Annotated in this window: 25 protein-coding genes and 2 pseudogenes; 8 read left to right on the top strand and 19 right to left on the bottom strand. The window is 38.1% G+C overall.

Annotation, left to right across the window (positions count from 1 at the left end):
- Positions 1-85 precede the first annotated feature (85 nt).
- From HNR53_RS18635 to HNR53_RS18610, 7 genes and pseudogenes are all read right to left on the bottom strand, one after another.
- A complete protein-coding gene (locus tag HNR53_RS18635; RefSeq protein WP_184528855.1) occupies positions 86-475 on the bottom strand; it encodes a formate/nitrite transporter family protein in 390 nt (129 codons plus the stop codon).
- Positions 476-706: 231 nt separating this feature from the next.
- The gene (cobA, locus tag HNR53_RS18630; RefSeq protein WP_184528864.1) at positions 707-1492 is read right to left on the bottom strand and encodes a uroporphyrinogen-III C-methyltransferase; all 786 of its coding nucleotides are present in this window, start codon (positions 1490-1492) and stop codon (positions 707-709) included.
- Between the two features lie 140 nt (positions 1493-1632).
- Entirely contained in the window at positions 1633-1959 is a 327-nt protein-coding gene (gene nirD, locus HNR53_RS18625; protein WP_184528853.1) for a nitrite reductase small subunit NirD, read from the bottom strand.
- A gap of 15 nt (positions 1960-1974) precedes the next feature.
- Entirely contained in the window at positions 1975-4386 is a 2412-nt protein-coding gene (gene nirB / locus HNR53_RS18620) for a nitrite reductase large subunit NirB (RefSeq protein ID WP_184528851.1), read from the bottom strand.
- Positions 4387-4959: 573 nt separating this feature from the next.
- A pseudogene (locus HNR53_RS23305) lies at positions 4960-5095 on the bottom strand (PD-(D/E)XK nuclease family transposase); the annotation flags it as partial.
- A 119-nt stretch (positions 5096-5214) separates the two neighbouring features.
- The gene (locus tag HNR53_RS18615) at positions 5215-5445 is read right to left on the bottom strand and encodes a hypothetical protein (RefSeq protein WP_184528849.1); all 231 of its coding nucleotides are present in this window, start codon (positions 5443-5445) and stop codon (positions 5215-5217) included.
- Positions 5446-6081: 636 nt separating this feature from the next.
- Positions 6082-6261, bottom strand: coding sequence for a hypothetical protein (locus HNR53_RS18610; RefSeq protein WP_184528847.1), 180 nt, complete (start codon positions 6259-6261; stop codon positions 6082-6084).
- A gap of 356 nt (positions 6262-6617) precedes the next feature.
- Here HNR53_RS18610 and HNR53_RS18605 point away from each other — a divergent pair, with 356 nt between their 5' ends.
- Positions 6618-6830: a hypothetical protein gene (locus HNR53_RS18605; protein WP_184528845.1), complete on the top strand. Its 213-nt coding sequence runs from the start codon at positions 6618-6620 to the stop codon at positions 6828-6830.
- Positions 6831-7367: 537 nt separating this feature from the next.
- Here the strand turns inward: HNR53_RS18605 and HNR53_RS18600 are convergent.
- Genes HNR53_RS18600 through HNR53_RS18585 form a run of 4 tightly spaced genes read right to left on the bottom strand, consistent with a single transcriptional unit; the run spans position 7368 to position 12255 of the window.
- Complete coding sequence (locus tag HNR53_RS18600) at positions 7368-8588, bottom strand: glycosyltransferase (protein ID WP_184528843.1); 1221 nt, start codon at positions 8586-8588, stop codon at positions 7368-7370.
- On the bottom strand, positions 8578-10296 hold the full coding sequence (locus HNR53_RS18595; RefSeq protein ID WP_184528840.1) for a Gfo/Idh/MocA family oxidoreductase: 1719 nt from the start codon (positions 10294-10296) through the stop codon (positions 8578-8580). Before HNR53_RS18595 ends, HNR53_RS18600 begins: the two co-directional genes overlap by 11 nt.
- A 44-nt stretch (positions 10297-10340) precedes the next feature.
- Complete coding sequence (locus HNR53_RS18590; RefSeq protein ID WP_184528838.1) at positions 10341-11438, bottom strand: DegT/DnrJ/EryC1/StrS family aminotransferase; 1098 nt, start codon at positions 11436-11438, stop codon at positions 10341-10343.
- Positions 11431-12255 carry a beta-keto acid cleavage family enzyme gene (locus HNR53_RS18585; protein WP_184528836.1) on the bottom strand — a complete coding sequence of 275 codons (825 nt, stop codon included), beginning with the start codon at positions 12253-12255 and terminating at the stop codon, positions 11431-11433. Before HNR53_RS18585 ends, HNR53_RS18590 begins: the two co-directional genes overlap by 8 nt.
- A 499-nt stretch (positions 12256-12754) precedes the next feature.
- Between HNR53_RS18585 and HNR53_RS18580 the strand changes: the two genes are divergently transcribed.
- On the top strand, positions 12755-14143 hold the full coding sequence (locus HNR53_RS18580; RefSeq protein WP_184528834.1) for an RCC1 domain-containing protein: 1389 nt from the start codon (positions 12755-12757) through the stop codon (positions 14141-14143).
- A 214-nt stretch (positions 14144-14357) separates the two neighbouring features.
- Positions 14358-15083: a sulfotransferase family protein gene (locus tag HNR53_RS18575; RefSeq protein WP_184528832.1), complete on the top strand. Its 726-nt coding sequence runs from the start codon at positions 14358-14360 to the stop codon at positions 15081-15083.
- 290 nt (positions 15084-15373) lie between these two features.
- On the opposite strand, the gene HNR53_RS23300 is transcribed toward HNR53_RS18575, so the two are convergent.
- From HNR53_RS23300 to HNR53_RS18560, 4 genes are all read right to left on the bottom strand, one after another.
- Positions 15374-15592 carry a hypothetical protein gene (locus HNR53_RS23300; protein ID WP_246439677.1) on the bottom strand — a complete coding sequence of 73 codons (219 nt, stop codon included), beginning with the start codon at positions 15590-15592 and terminating at the stop codon, positions 15374-15376.
- Between the two features lie 37 nt (positions 15593-15629).
- Positions 15630-16028, bottom strand: coding sequence for a (deoxy)nucleoside triphosphate pyrophosphohydrolase (locus HNR53_RS18570; RefSeq protein WP_184528830.1), 399 nt, complete (start codon positions 16026-16028; stop codon positions 15630-15632).
- Positions 16029-16247: 219 nt separating this feature from the next.
- Positions 16248-18311 carry a cation:proton antiporter gene (locus HNR53_RS18565; protein WP_184528828.1) on the bottom strand — a complete coding sequence of 688 codons (2064 nt, stop codon included), beginning with the start codon at positions 18309-18311 and terminating at the stop codon, positions 16248-16250.
- A gap of 698 nt (positions 18312-19009) precedes the next feature.
- The gene (locus HNR53_RS18560) at positions 19010-20158 is read right to left on the bottom strand and encodes an ArgE/DapE family deacylase (RefSeq protein WP_184528826.1); all 1149 of its coding nucleotides are present in this window, start codon (positions 20156-20158) and stop codon (positions 19010-19012) included.
- Between the two features lie 422 nt (positions 20159-20580).
- On the opposite strand from HNR53_RS18560, the gene HNR53_RS18555 reads away from it, so the two are divergent.
- The 3 genes from HNR53_RS18555 (at position 20581) to HNR53_RS18545 (ending at position 23732) form a co-directional block, all read left to right on the top strand.
- Positions 20581-21945 (top strand): rhodanese-like domain-containing protein, encoded by a 1365-nt coding sequence (locus tag HNR53_RS18555; protein ID WP_184528824.1) that lies wholly within the window; start codon positions 20581-20583, stop codon positions 21943-21945.
- Between the two features lie 128 nt (positions 21946-22073).
- Positions 22074-22484, top strand: a complete 411-nt coding sequence (locus HNR53_RS18550; RefSeq protein WP_184528822.1) for a hypothetical protein — start codon at positions 22074-22076, stop codon at positions 22482-22484.
- A 180-nt stretch (positions 22485-22664) separates the two neighbouring features.
- Complete coding sequence (locus tag HNR53_RS18545; protein ID WP_184528820.1) at positions 22665-23732, top strand: sulfite oxidase; 1068 nt, start codon at positions 22665-22667, stop codon at positions 23730-23732.
- A gap of 214 nt (positions 23733-23946) precedes the next feature.
- On the opposite strand, the gene HNR53_RS18540 is transcribed toward HNR53_RS18545, so the two are convergent.
- The 3 genes from HNR53_RS18540 to HNR53_RS23730 form a co-directional block, all read right to left on the bottom strand.
- The gene (locus HNR53_RS18540; RefSeq protein WP_184528818.1) at positions 23947-24729 is read right to left on the bottom strand and encodes an alpha/beta fold hydrolase; all 783 of its coding nucleotides are present in this window, start codon (positions 24727-24729) and stop codon (positions 23947-23949) included.
- A gap of 163 nt (positions 24730-24892) precedes the next feature.
- A complete protein-coding gene (locus HNR53_RS18535) occupies positions 24893-25438 on the bottom strand; it encodes a DUF1697 domain-containing protein (protein WP_184528816.1) in 546 nt (181 codons plus the stop codon).
- Between the two features lie 215 nt (positions 25439-25653).
- Positions 25654-25869 carry a GNAT family N-acetyltransferase gene (locus HNR53_RS23730; RefSeq protein ID WP_425488709.1) on the bottom strand — a complete coding sequence of 72 codons (216 nt, stop codon included), beginning with the start codon at positions 25867-25869 and terminating at the stop codon, positions 25654-25656.
- Positions 25870-25950: 81 nt separating this feature from the next.
- On the opposite strand from HNR53_RS23730, the gene HNR53_RS18525 reads away from it, so the two are divergent.
- Positions 25951-26184: a hypothetical protein gene (locus tag HNR53_RS18525; protein WP_184528814.1), complete on the top strand. Its 234-nt coding sequence runs from the start codon at positions 25951-25953 to the stop codon at positions 26182-26184.
- 1 nt (position 26185) lies between these two features.
- Here the strand turns inward: HNR53_RS18525 and HNR53_RS23295 are convergent.
- Positions 26186-26374, bottom strand: a pseudogene (locus tag HNR53_RS23295) (VOC family protein); the annotation flags it as partial.
- A 16-nt stretch (positions 26375-26390) separates the two neighbouring features.
- Between HNR53_RS23295 and HNR53_RS18520 the strand changes: the two are divergent.
- Complete coding sequence (locus HNR53_RS18520; RefSeq protein WP_184528812.1) at positions 26391-26825, top strand: VOC family protein; 435 nt, start codon at positions 26391-26393, stop codon at positions 26823-26825.
- Positions 26826-26860 lie beyond the last annotated feature (35 nt).

The raw sequence follows: 26860 nt of genomic DNA, 5'->3' as shown, positions 1-26860 counted from the left end.
GAAATATATTTAATCTTTATATTATGTGAAAAATAAGAGGACATATGCCCTTATATTGAACATATTATCCTCTTATTAGTATAGTCTATTTAACTTGAGGTGGGAGTCTTCTGTCGGAAATCCGATAAACAATACCTCCAATTAGATGCCCAGCAATAACCCAAAACCAGTTATTTAACATTTCTTGGAAAGTAGCTTTTTTTCCTAAAACTGCTACAGGTATAAGTGCAAAATTTCCAGTGACCAACTCAAAACCAAGCAGAATAATCATGACAAAGCCGACAGGAAATATAATCGCTCCTAACATCCCAATGTTCGTTTGAAGTTCGAATAAAGAGGCTAGTGTTGTGGCAAACCCTAACAATGCTGCTCCTAAAAATCCCCGTATTAATAATTGTGAAATTGATAACTTTCCTTTCTTAGCACCAGCATCGATCATACTTTCTAAAACTTTACTCGAATTGACATAATCCATAATTACCACTCCTACCGAAACAGCCTACATAACACCAACTCTCTAAAGAAAGAATATATTTAATGCTTTCCCCTATCCTTCTTATTATTAGCTGATATAAAGCATTTTTACTGATTGTATTGAAATGCTTGTTATATATAAGCCTTTCTTAGTATCTATTGTTAACAACTTACTTCCTCTCGGTGTTTCGTTCTTGTAACATCGTCAATTTTTGGATGACATCTGGAATAATCACACAACTTTTACAGTACCGCTTGCGAGTAACTCCTTTTCTTTAGCTGCTTCAAACCAGTTTAATTTATTATGCAAATGGACAACATCACCAATGACAATCATACTCGGATTGGTAATCTCCTCACGTTCAGCTGTTTCAACGATCGTTTTAAGTTTACCGATAACGGTTCTTTGTTTTCCTAAGGTCCCCCAATGAATGAGTGCTACAGGAATATCGGGACTTTTTCCGTGTTCAAGTAGTTTTCCTCTAATATAGGGAAGGTTTTTTACTCCCATATAAATGGCAATCGTATCAATTCCTTTTGCGATCGCCTCCCATTTTATATTGTCCTCCGCGCCTTCTTTTCGATGACCTGTAATGATCGTAAAGGATGAGCTATAGTCACGGTGAGTAACCGGAATGCCTGCATAAGCCGGTGCTGCGATACCCGCAGTTATTCCAGGAATCACTTCAAATGCGACACCCGCTTTTTGGCATGCCTCAGCCTCCTCACCCCCACGTCCAAATACGAATGGGTCTCCACCTTTTAAACGTGTGACAATTCTTCCTCTTTTAGCATATCTCACAAGCAATTGATTAATCGTTTCCTGCTGCAGCATATGATAGTTTGGTAGTTTTCCGCAGTTAATCAATTCAACATCAGGTTTTGCATACTCTAATAATGCTTTATTTACCAAACGATCATATAGTATGACATCCGCTTTTTGAATGCATCTTAATCCTTTTACCGTGATTAATTCCGGGTCTCCTGGTCCTGCTCCGACTAAAAATACTTTTCCCATCATCATTATTTCCCTCGTTTCTAATCGAAGTAATAACCTAAAGCACCAAGCACCTAATAGCGGATCTATTTGTTAACTTGTCAGCAATCTATCGTTTCATCAGGTGCTTGACTATCCTTTAGATTCATATCATAGCTGGGTTATTCCTCTACAATTAAATACACCAGTTCATCTTCCACGGATGCTTTATACGTTTTGACACAACCGTGGTCCGGAGCTTGCACCTTTCCGTCCCCTAAATCAATTTTCCAGTCATGCATTGGACAAAAGACGAATTCCCCACTTACCATTCCTTCACTTAGAACACCATTTTTATGCGGGCAGCTATTCTGCACAGCACGAACTTTGTTATTAGATAAACGAAATACTGCGAATTCTCTATCTCCCAAACATACGGTTTTCCCTAATCGCTCTGGGAATTCATCAATGTGGCCAATCAAAACTTTCGTTACACTTTTATTTACCATTTTATTTCCTCCTGTTTATAAAGTAACTTTCTCAAACAACACTTCTTTTGTCTTTTGATTATTAATAATCTCTTTCCAGGGATCTTTATGAAGGGCCAACACTTCTTCAATTCGAGTGTTTAATTCTTTACGTTTTTCTGTATCATCTAAAATTGATTGGACATGTTCTAAGCCGACACGGTCAATCCAAGCGGATGTACGCTCTAAATAATTAGCTGTTTCACGATAATATTGTAAGTAAGCGCCAGTTACTTCGATTAATTCTTCGTCCGTTTTTACCGTATATAATAAATCTCCACTGCGAACATGATTTCCGCCGTTTCCTGCGACGTAAATTTCCCATCCGCCGTCTATGCCAATAAATCCGATGTCTTTAAATCCTGATTCTGCACAGCTTCTAGGGCACGCGGATACTGCCATTTTGACTTTATGAGGAGTTTGCAACCCTTCAAATTTCTTTTCTAATGCGATACCCATCCCCATACTGTCTTGTGTTCCAAATCGGCAGAATTGTTCTCCGACACATGTTTTAACCGTACGAAGGGATTTTCCATAGGCATAACCGGATGGCATATCCAGCTCAGCCCAAACCTTTGGTAAATCCTCTTTTTTCACACCGAACAAGTCTAAGCGCTGTCCTCCTGTCACTTTTATTAAAGGAAGATCATATTTATCCGCAACATCGGCAATACGACGCAATTCAGATGAATTCGTGACACCTCCATACATTCGCGGTACCACCGTGAATGTGCCATCCTTGTTAATGTTGGCATGCATCCGTTCGTTTACAAAGCGAGATTCTTTTTCATCCTCATATTCAGTTGGATGCGCCATTCCGATGTAATAGTTAAGAGCTGGGCGGCATTTTGAACAGCCTTCTTCTGTGCCCCATCCAAGAACATTCATGACTTCTTTTATATGCGTCAAGCCTTTTGCTTTAATCCCCCCCACTACTTCTTCTCTTGACAAGGGAGTACATCCGCAAATTGCTTCTTTTTGCGCACTTACATCAAACTCTGAACCGAGTGTTAATTGTAATAACTCAGCAACCAGCGGTTTACAGCCGCCGCAAGAACGGGATGCACTTGTACAAGCCTTCACTTGCTCTACTGTGTTGCAGCCTTGTTCATGAATGGATTGAACAATTGTACCTTTTGACACACCATTACATCCGCAAATGATTTCATCTGCTGTCATACTGGCAGCTAAACTCTCTCCTGCTTCTTGATTTAATGGCTGTAAGATTGATATTTTAGCAGTATCCAAGATGTTTGCCTGTTTTTTAATCATTGAAAATAGCCGGTTTCCTTCACCGCTGTCACCAAACAAAACTGCTCCGACAATTTGGTTACCTTGTAAAACAACTTTTTTATAGATGCCATCTTGCTCATCAAAAACTTTTAATGCCTTTTTTCCATCTCCTTCGATAAAATCCCCTGCCGAGAATACTTCGACACCTGATACCTTCAATTGAGTAGACAAAACGGAGCCAGTGTAAGGCACAGTATCTATGCCGCATATATGTTTAGCCAACACTTTTGCTTGTTCAAACAATGGAGCGACAAGCCCATATGGAATTCCATTGTGTTCGGCACATTCTCCGACCGCATAAATATGCGGAATATCTGTATGTAAATAATCATTAACGACAATACCCCGGTTAACTGCAATACCCGTTTCTTTGGCAAGAGAAATATTTGGTTTTATTCCTACTGACATGACCACTAAATCTGCTTCAATTTGTGTGCCATCTTTAAAGGTTACACCTTCTACACGCTCTCCACCGATAATCGCTTCTGTATTTTTTTCTAATAAAAATTTCATTCCTTGTTTTTCTAATTCTTCTTTTAATAGATTGGCAGCAGTGGGATCCAGCTGACGTTCCATTAAATAGGCTGGAAGATGTATAACGGACACATCCATCCCTAAATTCAATAATCCCCTCGCTGCTTCTAATCCAAGCAATCCACCGCCAATAACAGCAGCCTTTTTATATTTTTTTGAAGCTTCAACCATTTCATCCGTATCATTAATATCCCTAAAAGTTGTTACTCCTTTTTTATCTGCTCCTGGTATAGGGAGAATAAATGGAACAGAACCTGTTGCTAAAATCAATTCATCATAAGGCTCAGTTCTGCCTAAATCTGTTATCACTACTTTCTGATCGGGATCCACTTTAATCGCTGTTTCTCCAATATAAAGTTTAATGTTATTTTCCTTATACCAATCCCAATCATTTAAGGTAATATCACTTACATTTGTGTCCCCTTGCAACACCTTTGATAAAAGAATTCGATTGTAGTTCGGATATGATTCTGTTCCAATTATTGTAATATCAAACAGACCTTGCGATACTTTTAATATTTCCTCGATTGTTTTGACACCTGCCATGCCATTTCCAACTAGAAGCAATTTCTTTTTATTCATGTATAATCCCCCTTAAAGATTAGATTTTAAAAAAAAACAGTGTGACTTAACCTACCAAGATATCAAATTCAAAGAATATAAAAAAGGTAATATTTATATTTTCAAAAAATTCGTTTTTTGTATATGTTAGATAATATCACGTTAATAGGTTATATTAAATAACTTTTTTGAAATTTTTCAACTTTTTTTCTATTGTCACGTTACAAAAAGTCTTATCACCCTATTGAAAACACTAGATAATTAAAGTTAAACAAAGTGGAAGATTCGTCTACAACGTTAGGAAACCTAACTTAATGTGTTATCATCTAACTACTTGTCTATTTAGTGACTTGATTTTTCTTTTTAAAATGTCTCTTCCTGATTCAGTGTCCATGTAGAAGATTCGTAACAAATTAGGAGATATAACCTATTTACTACGGTTTAGCAGCATAACCTGATGAAAAAGTAAAAAAAGCAAACAGTAGCTGTGACTGTTTGCTTTTTTTATTAGAACCCGATATCCATCACAGAGTAAATAATGGAAAAAGAGGAGGTACGCTCGATTAGCTGTTCCCCCCTCTTCATTCACACAGATATTAACTCCGTATTTTCATACTGGACATCAACAATCCGCTCGTGATCTTTTCGGTGAAGCAGATCATCCGGAAAGGAAATGGTAATTGTTTTTCTGCTTGGATGACCAATTAAATTGTTTGAACATGAAATCCATTTTTAAGTCATGAGATTCCAGCAAAATTATCGTAATCTTAATTCAATAATGGAGCAAATAGAAAATCGGTTTCCATCGTTGTCATGGAACCGATTTTTCTTTGTCTTCATTTGCTTAATTTATCGCTGTAATGTGATTAAAAGGAAGCTACTAGAAATAAAAAAAGGATGCTGTTTACCAAATATACTGAATATGCTGAGTAAAAGAGACGAGGTACAGTCCCCTTGCCCCACAACTTTTGCTATTACTTCATCTTTGGAAAAGACACCGCCCAAAATGGCACCTATCCCCAATAATATAAAGGTCACTATGGCAATGTTTACTCTCTTATAAGTAAATATTTTTTTCATTAATTGCCCCCGTAGATTCTTTACTTTTCCCAAGCTTATCTTGATAATATGAACAAACTTTTAACAAAGTTTGAATTTGATAAGAAAAAATTTACTTTTCTTTATTTATTTCGTTAAAGGATCAGTTAGTAAAAAAAACATATATCATCATATACATAGCATTTCTATGTATATGATGATATAATATAATAAAATATGGAGAATATTAACGTGTAATTATATTAATAAGTAACCTTTGGTACTTAATGGGGGGAGACTTCATCAATAATAATTTAATAGATAAATTTGCAATCGGATGTATAATTTTTTTCTTATCTCTTTTTTTGCTAATACCGTTAGTAGGAATTTTTATTTTCATTTTCCTATTACCAGAAGCAGGTATTCCCCCACTTCTTCCTTAGTTTACAGAAGATAGTTAATATGAAAAAGAAGAAAAATATTGCCCAATTAATGATTCAGATTAAAATACCTATCATTATATTCTTAGTTGATTTATCAGACATAAATCCCACCCTTTTTATACTTATATTACCAGAACGAAATCAATTGTCTTTATTGAAGTAAAGTGCATCATTAGCACAGTAAGCGAATCACTTTATTAACCAATCATACCCATCATTTAGGTAAAGATAACTTTTATTTTTCCTTTTTCCATTCATATGGTTTCTTTGCCCAACTATAGAGGGAAATAAACAAAATCATTATAAAACAGACACCTATATTATTTATCCATTCAATATCTTTTTTAATAATTAACTGCCAAACGGTTGATGCTACAAAATATATCAAGGGAAATCTGATGCTTTTTTTAAACATCCTACACCTCCAAGCATTTCACATCATATTAAACTCTATTGCTCCATTTGTTTAATGTATCTTTTAATACATTTTAACACCAAATTCCATTTATGTTTGAAAATTCCACCCCCAAATAGTCAATTCTGAAAATAAAACATTTAGGAGTGATCCAATTGTCGTTATCAGATGTTGCTAATTCATATGAAGCAGACAAAAGAACCTACAGCCTATTCTTTTTTTCAAAGAAGTAAAAATGGTAATTGTAATTTAAATCATTATTTAGGAAAAAATAAAAACCGACGGTTCCCTCCACGCAAAGCGTGGGCGGCGGATTCATTTGCACCAAAGATAATAAAACAAAAGGGGAGATATAAATGCTCTATAAAACTGCACAAGTAGAAATGGGTAAGGAAGCAGAAGTTCAAAATTATTTAAACAGCCTTGGTCTAAAAAATGAACCATATACATTGTCTGACGGAACTACTTTTATTGAAATTGAAGCTCCAACTGAATCGATAGTAGGGGAAATTGAGAAATTGGAAGGTGTAAAAGAAGTAAATGATAGTGTTTACTATTCGGGCAGTTAAAAAGAGAATAAAAACGCTGCACCTCATATAACCATTTCGAAAACGACCGAGATGATTCACAATCTAAAGCAGCCAAAGATGTGTTTCTGTATACGCCTGAGGGAGTTAAAATCATGATGAAACACGGCTGGCTGGAGGGGCCGCCGCAAATGGTAGACCAACTCATATCATAAACAATGGATAAATGAAAAAGGCAGCACTTATCATAGTGCTCGCCTTTTTCAAGCTGTTTTTATGCATCTGTTGTACTTCCGCTCTTCTGATGCTACAAATGATACTCATTTCGTACATTCGGTAGACAGCCTTTTTATGTGGATATCATCTTCAACAATACTACGTAAAATCGTATTATTAGTAATGATTCACCATTCAGACATTGAAAAAGTTCCATCATTCCAAGTCAACATTGAAAATAACATAATAAATATAATATAAAGATAGTATAAGCAAATCCTGCAGTCCCCCATTATAGCGGGAACAGAAGGATAGATTTTGTCCCACTTTCCAAAAAAGATGGGTCACATCAAACCTTTGTCCCTAGTCCATAAGTTCGTCTGCCAGTTCATTATTGACAATTACTCGGTAGAACTCATTAGAATTTTTGTACATCGCAATGCATTCTTTAAGTTTTTCTGTATTATCAAACAATTTAACCAATTCCTGCTCAGAATCCAGAACGAGTCCGTTTTTAAAGTGGTTTGTCTGATCTGCAATATTGCCGCTGTCTTTGTATGTGATCACAAAACAGTTTGCTGCCAAGCTTTCGTAATAGGTGTAATTATAGTTACCGAACCAATTTGACCACAGAAGTACAACGTCAATTTCATGTTCTACCAACCTTGATGTCGTATCCTTCTCAGAACCATTGTGAAAACTAGTGTCAACAAAAATCGTCCCAGGTAAGGATTGATCAATGGATGAAAAATGATAAAATTCATAATCGGATTTATTAGAAATACCATTCAACTTTACCCAAGCATCCCAGCCTTTATATTTGAAGGAATAGCCAATATATGCGACTCTGATTCTACGATCTACATTTGAATAGCCAGCAGGGGTACTCTTCGATGGCAGCATATTCTGATGGGAAACCACGCGAACATTTTTCTCAAGATGCGGAAATGTCCGTAAAAAAATCCGTTTCCCGTTTTCCGAAGGTGCTACGATGATTATTTTATGTTTGATAAATAGCTCATTGACGCTGTCATAATGCTCTTTGCGACCTTCTCCGTAACGGCAGGCTGCACACCGCGGTGATACGACAGGTGCGGGACCACAAAATTCTTCGTCATTATAAAACAAAAAAATATTACGACAGATAGAGTAATAATCATGCATGATATGAAGGGTTTCTATATCCTTTGTTTCTCTTATTCTGCTAATGATCCCATCAATCATCGCTATATTCATATTGTATAAGCTGTTGAGAAAAATGCGTAAGAGATTAATTTTTTTCTCAGCAATAAGCTTTCCGAAACAATATCCCACTTGGCAAGCTTCCAAAAAGCAAGTCGTTTCACCATCAATCACAATTTCAACAATCAAATTATTAGGTTCGATTTTACTTACATCTTGATTACTGACGGTGAATAATGCCACAAAAGAAATGCAGCGATCATTCATCATTTTTTGTTGCTCTAATTCGTATTTTTGCGCGCCTCCGGTAACCTTCCGGTAATCGTCATGACAAAATGAAACCACGCAATCCTTATTTTTTAAACTATTAAGAATTTTCTCGATGATCTCACTATACATCAATTCTAGTGCACCCTCTTTTTGAATCATTAATAAACTGTATCAACTTTGAGAACATTTCACATGCTTGAAATTGCTTTATCAGCTTCGCTCGATCCTGAGTATTCAAAGAAGGATAGGAACTGCTTGCAAATGCTTTTAGAATACATTCAAGCTGATAAATCTGTTCAACAGTGAATCCTTGTCTTTCCAAACCGACTTTGTTTATTTTTTTAATCAGCGCAGGGTTGCCGTCTACCAGAAAATAAGGCGGAATGTCCCGGACGACTTTTGCCAATGCACCGATCATTACATATTTGCCCACGTTAGTAAACTGATGTGTAAAAGCAGACATACCGATATGAGCAAAATCATCGACTCGGGTGTACCCGGAAATCCGTACATGAGCCGATAATGTGGTTGAATTTCCAATTATCACATCATGACCTATATAAGCACCATGACCGATATGATTGCAATCGCCAATGATCGTTTTGCCGCCCGGATCTTTGGACCTGGCTATGACTGTATGATCATTAATCGTATTGTTTGAACCAATAATAAGTCCAGATTCGATTGATGTGTCAAAACCTTTGAGATTAGGCAGGGCACCAATGGAACAAAAACTGCCTATGAATGTACCGTTTCCAATGGTAGTGGATGGATGAATCTTTGTATGGCTGGATATGGTTACTCCATCACCAATTCGTACACCATCACTGATAATTGAAAATTCACCGATGCTTACTCTTTCTCCTATAATTGCTTTTTTATCTATATACGCGCTTTCATGAATCACTCTTTTTAGCCTCTCCGTTTTCATCATCTTTTCAGCCTTCTCCATTACTTTTAAACAGCGGATCGCTTGTTCTGCTCCTGAAATTGATTTTCTACGACAGTGCACACAGTCGATAAAATGAGTTAAACTGCTTGTCAATGCATCGGGTCCATCATAGATTTGATCGATTGGTTTGCACAGATTTTCATTTTTATCTTTGTCGTAGATGGTGAATGCCTTTCTATCATCCAATTCGTCAAAATAGATTTCTTTATCGGCAAAACTGATTTTTGTATGACGTTCTTTCTCCGTCGCATTTTGCCCCACCCTGATACGTCCTAAGACTGTATTGCAACTCAGAGTTAAAGTCATTTCATTAGAATGATAATCTATTTTTAGAACATCGAGCTCTTGACCATCTAACAAGTAATCTAGTACAGCCAAATCATGAACGGCCAAATCCCAAAGCATTTCAGCAGGCACACTGTACTGCCCAATAGTGTTTCTTGTTGATTCAAAATTTATCATCGGGCTAGATTTAACCATGTTGGATTTAATTTTTTTTATCGCAGGATGAAAAACCATGATGTGGTCAACATGAATCGTGAGACCCCTCTGAATTGCAATGCTTTGGAGATCCATTGCATGTTCACATGTCATCGCAAATGGTTTTTCAATAAATAAGTGTTTGTTAGCAAGCAATATATCTTTTGCAATTTCAAAACTGTTCCCCACTCCCACTGCTACTGCGATTGCATCAATTTTGTCGGATAACAGTAAATGGTAATTTGTCGTTATAAAAACATCTTTGTTTTTTGCAAAGATATCTTCAGCAGCTCGAAGTCGCTGTTCATTGGTATCACAAATTGCACAAAGCCGCATATTCTTATTCAATGCTATTTCTTTTGCAATATTCGGTCCCCATTTTCCAAACCCAATTAATCCAAGCCTCAAAACAGTTCACCAAATTTCTTAAGACTATTTTCTAGTACGCATACTTAAAACTTGTTAATTGTAGTTACAATACGTTCTATTTGTCCTTGCATTAAGCTAGGATGAACAGGTATTGAGACTACTTGATGTTTAATTATGTTTGCAACTTTAAGTTTTTTATCATATTCTTTCGGGAGAAAATCAATGGATCTGTAACAGACTTGCTCGGGGATCAAATAGGGATAATAAATGGAAGTTCCAATCCCTTCATTTTCCATATATGCAATAAATGCATCTCTTTTCCCATTCAAAATACGTAATGTATACTGATTATATACATGCTTTGCTCCAAGAACTTCCTGCGGTTTGATCATGTTGCCATGAGCAATGTTTTCATCAAAAAAAGCTGCAATTTCTCTTCTAACTGAGTTGAAATGTTCCAGCTTTTTAAGTTGGCATAAACCAATTGCCGCAGAAATCTCAGTCATACGATAATTGTATCCGATGAATTCAAATTGATTTCTTTCTTTAATACCATGCTGAATCAGTTGTCTGGCGATTCCTTCTGCCTTTTCATCCTTGAAAACCACCATACCGCCTTCAGCCGTTGTCATATTCTTTGTTGGGTAAAAACTGAACGCACCAGCATCCCCGAAAGTTCCTAATTTACGTCCTTTCCATTCTGCTCCCGACGCCTGCGCACAGTCTTCTATGAGCAGTAATTGGTATCTGCTTGCAATTTCCTTAATTTTGTCCATGTTACAACTTTGGCCAAACAAATGAACAATTAAAATAGCTTTTATCCCTTCTTGCTCTTGAAGAATGTGTTCAATGCTTTCAGCAGAGATGTTCATGGTAGTTTCATCAATATCCGCAAAAATTGGAATTCCCCCAGCATGTACAATCACGTTGGATGTTGCTATAAATGAGAACGCTGTGGTAATGATTTTGTCCCCCTTTTTGATTCCAAGTGCTCTAAGGGCGATTTCTAAAGCTGCTGTCCCAGAGGAAGCCGCAATACAATGTTCATGGTTCAGATACCTTGAAAACTCTCTTTGAAACTGCAATACAATTTCTCCGCTTGCTAATCGCCCGCTTTTCAGTACAGTACTAACTGCATCAATTTCCTCTTGACCAATATGTGGATGTGCAAATTTAATCATCTTTTCGTCCTTTTACTCCCAATACTTTTGACATTTCAGAAGCATCAGCTACGCTGCCGCCAAGCATTTGAATCATTGCTGCCGCCCTATTTACAAATTCCAAATTATTTTTCACAGGAATTCCTTTTAAAAAGTAACGATTGTCTTCCATACCTGTCCGAATCACATCGCAGCCATTTAAAATGGAAATAAAATTTGCCGGTAACTGCATTGCTGCAATACCGGCGACAGACCAAGGAAAACCTTTTGGCACGGAATCGAGAATCCATTGAATATTTTTATAGTCGGGCTTCATCCCACCGGTTGAACCAATTACGAATTGAATAAAAGCATTGTCATCTATGAAACCTCCATCGACTAAGCGCCATAGCTCTTTTAACATTTTAGGATTAAATATCTCAAATTCGGGCTTCACACCATACTGTTTCATAGCTTGAAGGATATCTTTAACAAATTTTTTCGAGTTTCTAATACCGCCGTCAGGTCGTTTGAGGGAAGTCACTTCTATTGATGCTAAGTCCGGTTTTAGTTCCATTAACTTGATCCGTTCTTTATCCGATATATCCACAAGATGATTTGAGGTAGAAATGCATACTAATATGTCGCATTTTTCACGAATTCCAATCAACACTTCTTTGTATAATGAAGCATCCAAAGAAGGTCTTTTATTTTTGTCACGAACATGGACATGAACAATCGCAGCTCCTGCAATAGAGCATTCATACGCACATTGGACAATCTCATCCACAGTAACAGGAAGCCCGGGCATTTTTGTCATCGAACCTGTAATCGCAGCACAAATGCCAATCTTTTTCATTGCTTGAAACACCTCCTAAACAGTATATTAACTTCACCAGAAATGGTGAGTTATTTAACCATCGGAGATAGAGGTGGGAGGGAAAAAGGGACAGGTGAAAGACACTTAAAAGTGTTTCCAAAATTGGAAATTTGTGGTACATTCCGGCAAATTAAAATAATCTCTTGATTTGGGTATCTGTCTAAGCGCTAGATGTTTGTCTTAACATACACTAGGTGGTAACACCAACATGTTAACGGAAAAGAAGTAAAGAAATTTTTGATATTAAAATAGTGTTATTCATTACGATAACCCCATTCCCTTTCACTTAAATATACATTTGAAAAGAGACCTGGAAGGATTAAGAGAATAAAATTGAACTATTTTACAATGATCCGAGAGATAGTATTCCACTTACAAAACGGTCGTTTAAGGAAACACATGATTTATCAAGGGGTTTAGCCTTAGTATGGGAACAATGAATAACAGTTCGTTTCACCCATACATGGTATGAGTTTGGATGAATAAAAAGGAGACGATAGAATCAATGAGTATTATCTTTGCTTGGGGGGATAACCAATCTGGTCAACTGGGGAACGGCTCGAATACTGACAGCAATGTACCCGTAAACGTGAGTGGTCTCACCAACGTCCTCGCTGTAGCAGGAGGAGACCTCCAAAGCCGCGCCCTTCTCTCCGACGGAACGGTCTGGGCTTGGGGAAGGAACTTTTTTGGTCAACCGGGGAACGGCTCGAATACTGACAGCAATGTACCCGTAAACGTGGGTGGCCTCACTAGTGCCATCGCTATTGCAGCGGGAGGAGAACATAGCCTCGTCCTTCTCTCCGACGGAACGGTCTGGGCTTGGGGAGGAAACGGAAATGGTCAACTGGGGAACGGCCCGAATATTTCCAGTCATGTACCCGTAAACGTGAGTGGTCTCACCAGTCCCATCGCTATTGCAGCGGGAGGAAACCATAGCCTCGCCCTTCTCTCCGACGGAACGGTCCGGGCTTGGGGCTTTAACGGTTCGGGTCAGCTGGGGAACGGCTCGAATATTTCCAGCAATGTACCCGTAAACATGAGTGACCTCACCAATGTCATCGCCATAGCAGGAGGAAACTTCCATAGCCTCGCCCTTCTTTCCGACGGAACGGTCTGGGCTTGGGGGGATAACTTCTTTGGCCAGCTGGGGAACGGCTCGAATACGAACAGCAATGTACCCGTAAACGTGAGTGACCTCACCGATGTTATCGCTATTGCAGCAGGAGGATTCCATAGCCTCGCCCTTCTCTCCGACGGAACGGTCCGGGCTTGGGGAGATAACTTTTCTGGTCAACTGGGGAACGGTACGAATACGAACAGCAATGTACCCGTAAACGTGAGTGACCTCACCAATGTTATCGCTATTGCAGCGGGATTAGCCCATAGCCTCGCCCTTCTTTCCGACGGGACGGTCCGGGCTTGGGGCTTTAACAGTAGTGGGCAACTAGGGAACGGCTCGAATACTGACAGTAATGTACCCATAAACGTGAGTGGCCTCACCAATGTTGTCGCTATAGCAGGAGGATTCTTCCATAGTTTAGCTATACAACAACCCATCCCAACTGTAAACGATACTCAACCGCCAATAATTACTTGTCCGGTCGATATTACAGTATTTAATGATCCAGGTAGTAATGGAGCATTTGTCAACTTTTCAGAACCTACCGTAAGCAATAATTGTCCCGGTGTCACGGCTGTGTATACACCAGCATCTGGTTCTTTCTTTCCTCGTGGTACAACAACTGTCACTTGTATAGCAATTGATGCTGCTGGAAATATCAGTACTTGTTCGTTCAATGTGAGAGTGATTGTCGATCCTTGCCGGTTTTTTAGCGGAAGATGTCACCGAAGAGGGTGCTGCTGATTAAACGATATCTACTTTATATTAATTACTAAACTTATTTACTATCTTCTTTATGTAGGCTCTTTACCTATCTTGTTAATCAACCTTATTGTTAGTAACGAAAGATGAAAAGCCTTTTAAGTGCAAGGGGGTTTTTAATCTTTCATCTTTCGTTTTTCTTATTTATCTGTGGTTATACATTTATTAGCGCAGCAAAAGGGAAAGGGAAGTGGACATGAAAAATATCAGTAACAAATTTTTATTTTTATTAATGCCTCGATATTCAGGGTCAACTATGATAAAAGAATTATTAGCATCAAGTAAATTTGTTTCTACTTTTCGAGAAGGCCGTTGTGGTGAGGGTCAAACCTTACCTGGAGCCAGCGAAATTCTTTTTAAACAAAATAGGTGGAACCCTGATTTAGAAGTCTATTGGGACCGAGTAAAAGAAATTTTTTATAAAAACTGGGATTTTGATAAACCGGTATTGTTCGAAAAAAGCCCTCCACATTTGGTCAGGGCATTACAAATAGAAAAGGTTTTCTCCCCCTCTTATTTTCTTATTGGTATACGTAACCCGTATGCCCATATAGAAGGTTTAATACGACGAGATAATTCTTCTCCAACTGCAGGTGCTGAATATTGGTTGAAATGTGCAAAATTTCAAATCTATAATTTAAAACATCTAAAAAATACATGCTATTTCCGTTATGAGGACCTTACAGATGACACTGAAAAGACTATAGAAAGGATACTAGCCTTTATTCCCGATATTAGACACTTAAATAAAGATATAACTTTTATGGCACATAATATAACTAATAAACCTATTAAAGGAATAGTAAATTTAAATCATCAAAAAATCTCTTTACTCCAGCAAAAAGTTATTGATGAGATTAGCAGGACCCTGCGAAAAGAAAAAGAGGTGGTAGATTACTTCAACTACGAAATCATAGATTAACCAATATATACAAATTCCATTTAATGGCTAAACAACACAATGACGGGAAATATCAAATTCAGATACAATCATAGTCTGTGATGCCTCATCATTATTGCAGATTATTGTCCACGAGTTACAATTGAAAGAAAGGGAATTGCTTTGGAACAAATGTATTTGATGGAAAAACGCTTTTCTTTAACATCCAATTATCTTTAGGAAAGATTCTTCACAATATGGCTCAAAACTGAAATAGGCGCAATCATCTCTCGATAAATGCGCCCATTATTTATTTGAGGAAGAAATGCTATTTACATTCCATATCTAAGAAGTAGAAAACTACCTACCCATAGAACAATTGCAATTTGTGTTATTAGATACATTACATATTCAAAGGTTGTTAACTTTCTTTCCCGCTTCGTCTTTTTCAACTGTCTTACATAAAAAAATGAACATAAGAGTAGAATTGCTATCGATAATCCATATATGTTTTCCACGACGGTAATCAAAGAATTATCCACCTCTACCAAAGAAATAATTTTATTATTTTCCTTTGCATTTTTTTCATTATGAATTTTTTGCCATATCCAATTTATTAATTGTTGGTATATCCGCAGGCGCCCAGTCAAGCGATTTCAACTCACCCGGTAATAACCATTTAATAGAGGCGTGCTCGGTTAATAGAGGTTTTTCCTCCTTAAGCTTGCAAGAAAATGTTGTTAAATGAACAATACCAAAATCATATTCATAAACGGTATGTTCCATTTGCTCACCTATCTCTATTTGGCAACGCATTTCTTCTTTGATTTCTCTTCTTAACGCTTCCTGTGGCGATTCCCCTTCTTCTATTTTCCCTCCAGGAAATTCCCATTTATAGGGCAATGATTTAGTCGGACCTCTTTGTGCGCACAAAATTTTACCATCTTCTATAATCACTGCTCCAACAACATAAATATCCTTCTTCATTGTCTCCTCCAAAATAAAGGTCTTTACCGGATTTTTCACTTCTTCCCACTTTGTATGGGAAAAGGGAAACCACCACCCTCTCTTTCCCCTGTAAGCTTATCCCGCCACTAAGTGAATCCAAGCTTCACGTGCTTTATAAGCACCTGAAATCCCAAACACCATATACGTACCCCAATTGGGAATATTTAGGTAAACGCAAGAACCGTCCCTTTGTTTTGATTAATCCTCATAATCACTTTTAAAAAGTAATTCTTTCGGGATTTCCATACCACGTGAACCGCGAATGTCGGTTTCCTTCATTTCCGTTGGATAGAACACGATGAAATTCTCAAAATTCATTGAAGCTAGTTTTTTTGGTATCATTTCTAAGTCTGGGTGCCATGCAACAGTCCCTCTTCTAGCACTTAATAAAATCACAAGATCGGTTGATTTAACATCATTTAAATTATTTTTATAAAGGGAATTCCAGCCGTCAATGGTTTGAAACTCAACTTTAACATTAGGATTTACTTTTTCGGAAACCTTTTTATAAGTTTCTAAGTCATCGTGAATGACAAGGCCCCTAATTGTTGTACTGAGCTGTGATGCGATGCCCTTAATAATTGAAATCGAATCTTCAAAACCCGGTTTGTATACGATATTATTTGGCAGAATAAGAATCACCCGTTCCATCGTATTCAACGGCTGCCTGATATTTGTTATGAGTGAGCGTTGATAGGTATGTTCAAGAAAATTATCAATCACTTTCCCGAAGACCTTTTGGCTCCCCTCACCTGCACCATCCCATCCTACGATGATCGTTGTGATTCGTTCTTCTGTTGCAGCACGTTCTATCCCCCAGCCAATATTATGATCCACACGTGTCAATATCTTAACAGAAACATCTGCCCCTGATGCATACATGATGGCGCGTCCAAGCATTCTTTCAGCTTGTGCAACTTCATTGCTGGCCTGTTTTAAATCCTTTTGCACGATTTTTAATGGGTAAAGTGGTTCATCTGTTTTTTTTGCTTTTTTTAAAATAAATCCTAAATCCAATAGCGATTCCATTGTATTTGGATTTGCTATCGGGATTAAGATACGTTCAGGAAGTGAATCGTCCAGCACCGTTTTATCTTGTGCAACGGCCAGTTTTCTGCCATATTTTTCACAGAAGTACGGGCCCAAAATACAAGTAACTAAAATGATCAAAATGACAGCATTTATGATTTGCTGATCAAATAATCCAAATTGATATCCAACAAGTGTTATGGCTAATGTTGCTGCTGCATGGGTAGTGGAAAGTCCAAACATGACTTTGTTTTCTGTCCTGGAATAACCATATACTTTACTCGTCACCGTACTTGCAAGCAGTTTACTGCCAACCGCCACAATTGTAATGAGTAGGATTTTTAGTAATGCGCTAGGGCTGGATATAAGGACACGCAGGTCCATTAACATTCCGACAGATAACAAGAAAAACGGAATAAATAAGGCATTTCCCGTAAAATGGATTCTGTTCATTAATGGGCCATGATCATAAATGTACCGGTTTAAGGCTAGACCGGCCAAGAATGCCCCGATAATGGGTTCTAATCCCACAAACAATGATATTGCCCCTGCAACGAATAAAATGGCCAGAACAAAGTTAAATTCTAACGTTCCTTCATTATTTGAGCGTTTAAAGAACCACTTTGTCAGATAAGGGGTCAAAACTAAAACGGCTACAGCAAAAAGGGTTGTTGCAATAATCAAGGATACCAAAAACCCAAATGTTAAATTCTCTTGGGATGCCCCTGCTATGACAGCAAGAACAAGCAATGCCAAGCTATCTGTTAATAATGTACCACCAACTGCTGTTGTGACCGCTTTGTTTTTCGTAACGCCAAGCCGGCTAATGGCTGGGTACCCTAAAAGAGTGTGTGTAGAAAAAATGGAACCAAATAAAACAGCTGATAGCATACTGAGATCAAGCCATAATCCTACCATTGTACCGAGTATTAGTGGGATTGCAAACGAAAGAATGCCAAATAAAATACTGCGATTTCGGTATTTTTTGAAACCATCAAGGTCCAACTCAAGCCCTGCGATAAACATGATAAACAGCAATCCGACTGTTCCAAGCAATTCAATGGTTGAATCTCGTGCTAATATTTCCAGCCCATTGGGTCCGACGATTATTCCTGCTATAATGGGGCCAATAATAGCAGGTACTCTTAATTTCCGCATTAGGATAGGGAATAACAAAAAAATCAACACAGCAAAACCAAATATGTGTACTGGTTCTTGTAGAGGGAAGTGCATCAATATCCCAACCTCACTTTCTACTAGCTAACCTCAGCATTCGTTTTTAGGGAATAATCATGTATATAAATCCAATTTCCTTTTCTGACATCATCTATCTTGAGAATGTCGCTTCGCTTGAGTATATTTTATCATTTCCCGACAGAAGACTCCCACTTCAATTTTGTGCAGGGAGTAGCCCAAAAATAAGTGGGAGATGCCTCGGTGTTCGCAGGAATCTCCATCTTCAATCAGACCGTAAAGTCGATAAGGTGGAGTAGTTCAATGGATTATATATATTAAGCGTTCCAATTTCAATAACTGGGTTAATAAAATATTCACAAAAAACTTTGGCTTTTGCTGTTATTGCTACGGTCGGTTCCATTGTTGCCTGCATTTCATGATTTTTCTGAAACTATCAGCTAACATTTGTTATCCGGAACAGGACAGGTAATGAATTTCCTGCCAATGAGAAATTGACCGAGATTACGAAAGGACCTGAAATAAGAAAAACCAGGCAGAAACCGCCCGGTCCTTTTTTAGCTGGAGAATATCCAACAGGGACAATAAACCTGGTCCCCTTGTACATCTTTCACTACTTACGCATTTGTATTGGAAAAAAGTAAGCCACTACCCTATCTTTCCCCTGCAAACTCATCCCACCGCTGAGTGAAGCCAAGCTTCACGTGCCCTATAAGCACCTGAAATCCCAAAGTTTTTTATTTCGATAATCCTAAAATTAACTCTTTATAGATATCGAAGAATGCCAAGTAGTATTCTTTGTAGACATATTCATCTATTTTGTGTGCCATTTTCGTTTCGCCTGGACCAAACATCATGAATGGGAAGTTGTCATCTTTACCTCGTAATAAGTTTGACCCATCCGTTACCCCCGGCGACCCTTTCATAGAAATTTCTAAACCTAAATGTTTTTTACCGAGTTCTTTAGCAAGCTCAACCATTTTAGACTGTCCTGAAGTGAAAACACTTGGTAATGACATGGTCACTTCCACATTAATATTAGCGCCTCCTTGATTGTAAATGCTCGCTGTTGTGTTAAACAAGTCAATCACTTCATCGTTATCAAATTCTTGAATCGTTCGCACATTTATTTCAGCTGTTGCTTTTTCTGGAACGGAGTTTACTTGATTCCCTGCATGAAAAATAGTAGTACTCATTACCAATTTACCTAGAACTTCATTTTTACGATCATCACCATTCAATTTTTTGTCTACTTCTAATAGATATTCCATCAAAGGATTAATCGCGTTATAACCTAGTTCAGGCATAGAGCTGTGTGCTGCTTCACCAATAGACGTTACACGCAAGTTCAATGATCCTTTGTGAGAGTAAATAATCGTGTCATGAGAAGGTTCAGCCACCCATAGATAATCTACATCATCCATATAGCCTTCTTCGTATAGTTTTTTAGAACCTGCGCCACCAACTTCTTCACCAGTCGTTGCCATAAAACGGACAGTACCCTTTGTTAGTTCCTTATTTTCTTTGAGTTCAATCATCACTAAAGCAAGGTTTACTAAACCGCCTTTCATGTCATTTGTCCCACGTCCGTATAATTTTCCGTCTCTTTCTGTCATTGTGAACGGATCTGAAGTCCATTTGCTTTCATCACCAGGAGAAACGACATCCATATGACCAGAAATGCCAATGACTGGACTCCCGCTTCCAATCTCAGCCACTAAGTTCACACGTGTGTCTGTAACTGGAACAATTTTAGATTCAATTCCGTATTGAGCAAATAACTTTTTCAAGTAATTTGCTACTTCGATTTCGTTTTCATTAACAGTTTTGATCGCTATAAGGTCAGATAAAATCTTTATCTTTTCTTCCTCTGTAAAATGTTTCATACTTACCTCCAAAATTTAATCTGTCTATCCTTAGGTGAGAATACAACTGTATTTTACCCAAAAGTCCAATAATAAGTTAGCCGCTTAAGAATTCTCTGGGAGGGGACAGGTTTATTGTCCCACTTCCCAAAAAAGGTGGGACACAGAACCTGTCCCCTCGCCCCTTCTTTTGCACTATTTAAAATGATAGACAGACGAGAAAGTGGAAAACTACCTATGCTTAGTGTTATTCAAAATATAGATAGGCAGGTCTTGTTCGTATCGATCAAACGAATTTCCTATACAAAAAAGTTATTTTATAATAATATATGAGCAATCATCTGATGATCGTATGCTTTCAAATTGTTACAAAAGATGCAGTCAAAGAGATGCAGGGCTTAACCAATCTAATATTTCAATAAAATATAAAAGGAGTAGAGAAGATGAAAATCACAAGAAAAATTTGGGCTGTTTTCTTTATCATGATGCTCAGTTTAGTCCTTGCTGCATGTTCAGGCAAAGAAGACACAAGCAGCAAAGAAGCACCTAAAGAAGAAGCAAAATCAGTACAAACCATTACTTCAGATGAACTGCAAAGCAATCTTGATAAAAAAGATTGGGTTGTGGTTGACACAAGAATCACCGATGCTTATAACGGCTGGAAATTAGAAGGCGTGGAAAGAGGCGGCCATATTAAAGGGGCAGTTGACTTTTCTGCCACATGGCTAACTGTTGATGCAAAAGACAAAGAGAAACAATTAGAAGCTGCTTTAAAAGACAAAGGCATTACTTCTGACAAAAATGTTGTTCTTTACGATGCCAATGGCAAAGATGCGAAAGCAGTCGCTGCATTCCTTACCGACAAAGGCTTTAAAAACCTTTATACTTTTGATGTCAACGAATGGGCTTCCACCAAGGACTTAGCGATGGAAAGCTATCCAAACTATGAAATGCTCGTTCCGGCAGCATGGGTTAATGATTTAATCAAGAACGAGAATAACGGAAAACCATACAAAATTTTTGAAGCAAGCTGGGGAGACGAAGCACCTGATTATAAAAAAGGACATATTCCTAGCGCAGTCCATATTAATACAGACGAAGTAGAAGAAGGTCCAGTTTGGAACCGATTAAAAGATCCAGCACTTGAAAAATTCGCATTGAACAACGGAATTACTACTGACACAACAGTTGTCCTTTATGGCAGTGACTCTATGCCAGCTTACCGTGTAGCTGTTATTTTAAAATACATGGGCGTAAAGGATGTCCGCGTTCTAAACGGCGGCTTTACTGCATGGAGCAACGCTGGATATGATATCGATAAAAAAGATAACGCTAAAACAGCAGGAACAGAGTTCGGAGCAACAGTACCGGCAAATCCTGGCTATATCATTGACCTGCCACAGGCTAAAGAAATTCTTGCTGATAAAGAAGGAAGCATTCTTGTCGACATTAGAAGCTGGGATGAATTCACTGGAAAAATATCAGGCTATGACTATATTGAAGCAAAAGGTCGTCCGGCAGGCTCTGTCTGGGGCCACGCAGGCTCTGACAACAGCAATCTGCAAGACTTCAGAAATATCGATAGTACGATGAAAAACGGCCAGGAAATCCTTGCTATGTGGGAAAAAGACGGCATCACTCCTGACAAAAATCTTTCTTTCTACTGTGGTACAGGCTGGAGAGCGGCTGAAGTTTTATTCTACGCAGACGTTATGGGCTTAGAACATATCTCCCTTTACGACGGCGGCTGGAATGAATGGAGCATGGATCCATCAAATCCTGTTGAAACAGGCGCTCCAAGCAAATAATATTACTAATTGCAAAAAGACAATACGGGCAACTGTATTGTCTTTTTAGTTCGTTATGTTAGAATGCTATTGCTGTTATTTTGTGCTTATTATTGAAAAAAATAAACAGGGAAACGGAACGATAATCTATGAAGAAAGTAATCTTATATTCCATCTTTTTTATCTTACAATATGCCGTCTTGAGCGGTGCAGCGGTTCTGGAATATTTAGCACCGAAAAAAATGGGTGTTGCTCGATTTTTACTCTATAGAAAAGAAATTTACGGAGAAGCCTTTTTTACAGATGGACTAGTAAAGACTTACACTATCTTTCTAATAGCAGGATGTATTATTTGCTTCGTTTTATTTATCGTAAAGCTTAAGAAAGGTAAAAAGCATTTCTCACTGTTGATGTCGGCTCTCTACAATCTAATCGGACTCGCCCTCCTCTCAGCCGAAGAGCTTAGCGCCTACCCATTCCACATCCTCGGCATCTTCATCGCCATCGTACTGCAATATCTCTTCGCAGCGGTGATAAGAAAATCCAACAAACCACTGTGACGCTATTACAGGATTTGTTTGACGGGACAGTTCAAACCTGTCCCCCCATTTCTCACTCCAGTTTATCCTTCATTCAAAGGTTTAACAGGAACCTGCATCACTTATCTTCCTTCAAAATTGAATAATCCCCTGATTATTTCATACCCATTAAATAGTCATTCATATTAAGGAGGCAATTATTTGGATCATTCATTTTTCTCAAAAGTGAAACCCTGCCTGATTACAAAATCATTCGTTCCGGAAAACAAGGAAACGCCTATCCATTTTATTGCGAATGATATTATCGGAAGAAAGCTATTTTATAGAAGGAATCATTTTCCTTACCCGCACTTCACTTCATCGTTTTACTTTCTTCCCATTAGTGGATCTGTGAATTCTCCCAGAACCTTTTCCTTACAGGAAATTTACTCATTGCCGGCAAAAACGATTAAAGTGGTTCTTGAATGCGCCGGAAATAAACGTGAATTATTCGAACCAAAAGTCTTTGGCGAACAATGGGGCAAAGGAGCGATGTCCCAAGGGATTTGGAAAGGAGTTTCTCTGCGAACCTTGCTTCAATATACAGGATTAATGAATTCAGCCAGAGAATTTGTTTTTGAGGGATATGATTATGGACAGAGACCTGGTTCAAGCCAAAGTATTTCTTTTTCAAGAAGCCTGCCGCTGAAAAAAGCACTTGATCCGGACACCATCATTGCTTATGAATATAATGACCAGCCTCTTCCCTTCAAGCATGGTTTTCCTTTAAGACTGATTGTCCCAGGATGGTATGGCATGGCATCTGTCAAATGGCTGAAAAAACTTACGGTGATTGACCATGAATTTAACGGTCCCTTTCAAGCTGATGATTACGTTTATTATCCGGACAAAGAAATCGATACCGGAAAATTCTCTGTAACGACAATGAATGTTAACTCTACGATCCAATTTCCTTTGAACATGCAATTGCTGCGTACAGGCGTATATGACATTAAGGGCATTGCCTGGACTGGAGAAGGAAATATAACAAAAGTGGAAATCAGTTTAGATGACGGTCAAACTTGGGATCTGTGTCGATACACATCTGCCTCTGAAAAAAATTCATGGGTTTCCTGGAGTTATAAATGGGAGGTTCAGAAAAAAGGTGAATATACGCTTCAATCAAGAGCAACTGATTCTCACGGCAATGTTCAGCCAAAGAAACCCTTATGGAATCGAAAAGGCTATGGTTTCAATGCCATTGACAGGATAAAAGTAAAAGTGGAATAGAAAAAAAGACCTTTTAAGCAAAGCCTGTTTAACACGAGGAACTGTTCTACAGGCTCTGGATGTTTTCTTTTTTTCATTTCTAATTGTATTTAGTATAGTCCCCTTTATATATTGTTAACCAATTTAGTCCAATTAAAAAGGACGTATTCTCCTGTATGTGAGAATAACGCCCTATCTGGGAATCATGCAGACCGTTGAAAAGAATTCACAATTATTAACCAATAAATTGTCTCAATAGCTGGTTAAACTTGTCACGTTCTTCCCAGAAAGGACCATGACCGCTGTAATGAAACGGAACAAGCTGTGAATTTACTATTTTTTGATTCAGTTCCTGAGCTTGTGCGAATGGAATCACTTTGTCGTGAACACCGTGAACAATTAAGGTTGGTGCAAATACTTTTGGCAAATCCCTATCAAGCTTCTCGTCCCTTAGCATCTTAATGATGGCTGCTGTTGACCAGCCTGCTGCTTGTAATCCTAATTGAAAAAACCAATCAGAGAATGATTTCGTAATATATTGAAAGAAAAAACCATCTGTGACGTCCTGCATCATTTTAGGGCGGTCATTTAAGGCTTCTTTAAGAAAGGTATTTGCCGTTTCTGTCGTAAAACCGATAGGAGCTGCAGCGTCTACAAGGACAAGCTTGGACACTTCGTAACCATGATGGCGGGACATATAGCGAATCGCGATCGCTCCGCCCGTAGAATGACCGACAAGCGTGATGTTATCTAATTGCAGTACACCGATTACTGTACGAATATCATCAGCCAATCGATTATAATTGTAGCCGCTCATTGGTTTATCCGATTTTCCAAACCCTCTCCAATCAATTCCGATACAGCGGTAGCCCATGGCAAGAAGAACATTGAATTGATACTCAAACTGTTTATGGTTTAACGGCCACCCATGTAAAAACACTACCGTCTTACTGCCCTCGGGATTGATATCTTCCACATATAATTTCACACCTGATTCTACACGCACATAGTATCCCATACCGATTCCCCCGAATAATCAAAATGACTTTAACAATAAGATACTCACTTAAGTAAACATAGGTGAATACCTATTCCTTGTAAGCAAGCCGAGTCGGTGGAAATGGACAAACAAGATGATTTTGCAAATTGACTTAAGTCTGGAACAATGATAATTGGGAGTGCTAATTGTTTTGAGCTTGCATCAATTCATATATCTTACGAGCAGTGTTGACATTTCTTATTGTCACTTGTTTGTATAACTTTGATCCAACAATCTTTGACATTCCGCCTTTGGTTATATTTCTCTTGTCTACAGACCACAGAATCGCACCAGGGACATATGTCACCGTATCAATATTTGGTTTAATGGCCAAATTCATCAGTACGGATTCATCATCCATGTCATCCCATAGAAACATAACTTCACTTTTCATGTTTTTATCATTTTTCCATGTGTCAGGAATAGCGTTAATGATTCCTTTGACATCATCGATACTACGAATTAGTACTTTAATTTGCATTCCAAATTCATTTTGGATCGCTTCTCCCAAAATAGTTGATAGTTTAATTTTTGAATGGTCTTTGTATGAAAAAATAATATTACCTGTATTGATATATGTCACCACGTCATTCATCCCGGCTTGTTCAAACGTTTGTTTAAGCAATTTCATGTCAATTTTATTTTTTCCACCCACATTGATCCCCCGAAGAAGAGCGACATAAACCATCCCCCCATCCTCCTTTCGACTTTTTACTGCTTAACCCATTGTATCTTATTGTCTTTATTACTGAAGATTTACAATAAATAAGCGGCAAGAAGCCCTGTTTTTATGCAGATAGACTGCTTGCCGCTTATTTTTTATGCTAGATTTTTTTGGTCTGGATATGTGTTTGAGTTTTTTAGTAGATGAATTCAATATTTTAATTTGAATTGATATTTATGCTAGGTCCTACATACGGGGAGATTATTACCTAATTTCGGCATAGATTCATTTATGTGGCATTTATCACAAAACGCAACTGTATTTTCATTGGGAACAAAATGAGTATCTTTATGAAGTTCTTTGAGGGCCTTTACCATTCTTTTGCCGACCCCTTTCCCACGATGGGAAGGGTCAACTGAAATGTGCTGTATTTTAATTAGGTGATTATCAAAAATACGACACCTATTATTCCAATGATGCCTTCCTCCTCTTTCCAGAAAAAAAGCTGGTGGTCTATAGTCGCTCTCATAGAAGAATTGATTCTATGGAGCAAATATCCTGATGTAATTGGTTCCAATATCCCTGAAAATAAACAAAAGAGCAAGATTGCCGTTTCCGTCGTTTCGTCCAAGCGGCTGTTCCCAGTTCTCCTGCCTGCAGAGTGCTGCCCAACAGTTAAAGAAGCGACAAGTTTGTTCAGCTATCTCACCCGTTTAAGTATATTTTTCCACAATCTTGTCGAGCGCATCGGACCAGCCGTCGTCGTTTAGTTTATTGTTTCATTGCGCTTTCATCCATATAAGCAACTTCCCATAAATGGCCGTCTAAATCTTGAAACCCCCATATATACATAAACCCATGATCTATAGGCTCACTAAAAGTTTTACCACCAGATGACAATGCCTTATTGACTATCTCATCTACTTGATCCCGACTTTCAGTTGAAAAGCAGAGAATGACAGGGAGATGAGTGATTATGACATTGAAATTGTCCCCCTATTTAATGATGAATGGAAATGCAAAGGAAGCGATCCGATTTTACGAGAATGCTTTGAATGCGAAGGTCCTATTTAGCCAAACCTTTGGAGAAATGCCAGAAAATCCTGAATTTCCTCTACCGGAGGAAGCAAAGGAACTTGTGTCACATGCAATTCTTATGGTTGGCGAAACGGAACTCATGTTTTCAGATAATTTTCCAGGTCAAACGAGTCAAATTGGAGATCAAGTAACGATCTGTATTTCAACCAACGACATCGAATCATCAAAACAAATGTTTGAATCCTTGCTGAGGGGCGGTCAAGTAAAAATGCCACTGCAGGAGGTTTTTTTTAGCCCTGCCTATGGAATTGTAACTGATAAGTTCGGTGTAACCTTTCAAATTCACACAGAGAGTCAACAAAAAAATGAATAGAATGGTTTAATGTTGACCTTTTTAAATATTTTATA

The organism is Bacillus benzoevorans, assembly GCF_014207535.1.
Classification (GTDB): domain Bacteria; phylum Bacillota; class Bacilli; order Bacillales; family Cytobacillaceae; genus Bacillus_BD; species Bacillus_BD benzoevorans.
Note: the sequence above shows the minus strand (reverse complement) of the source record. Positions and strands in the feature narration are given on the sequence as shown.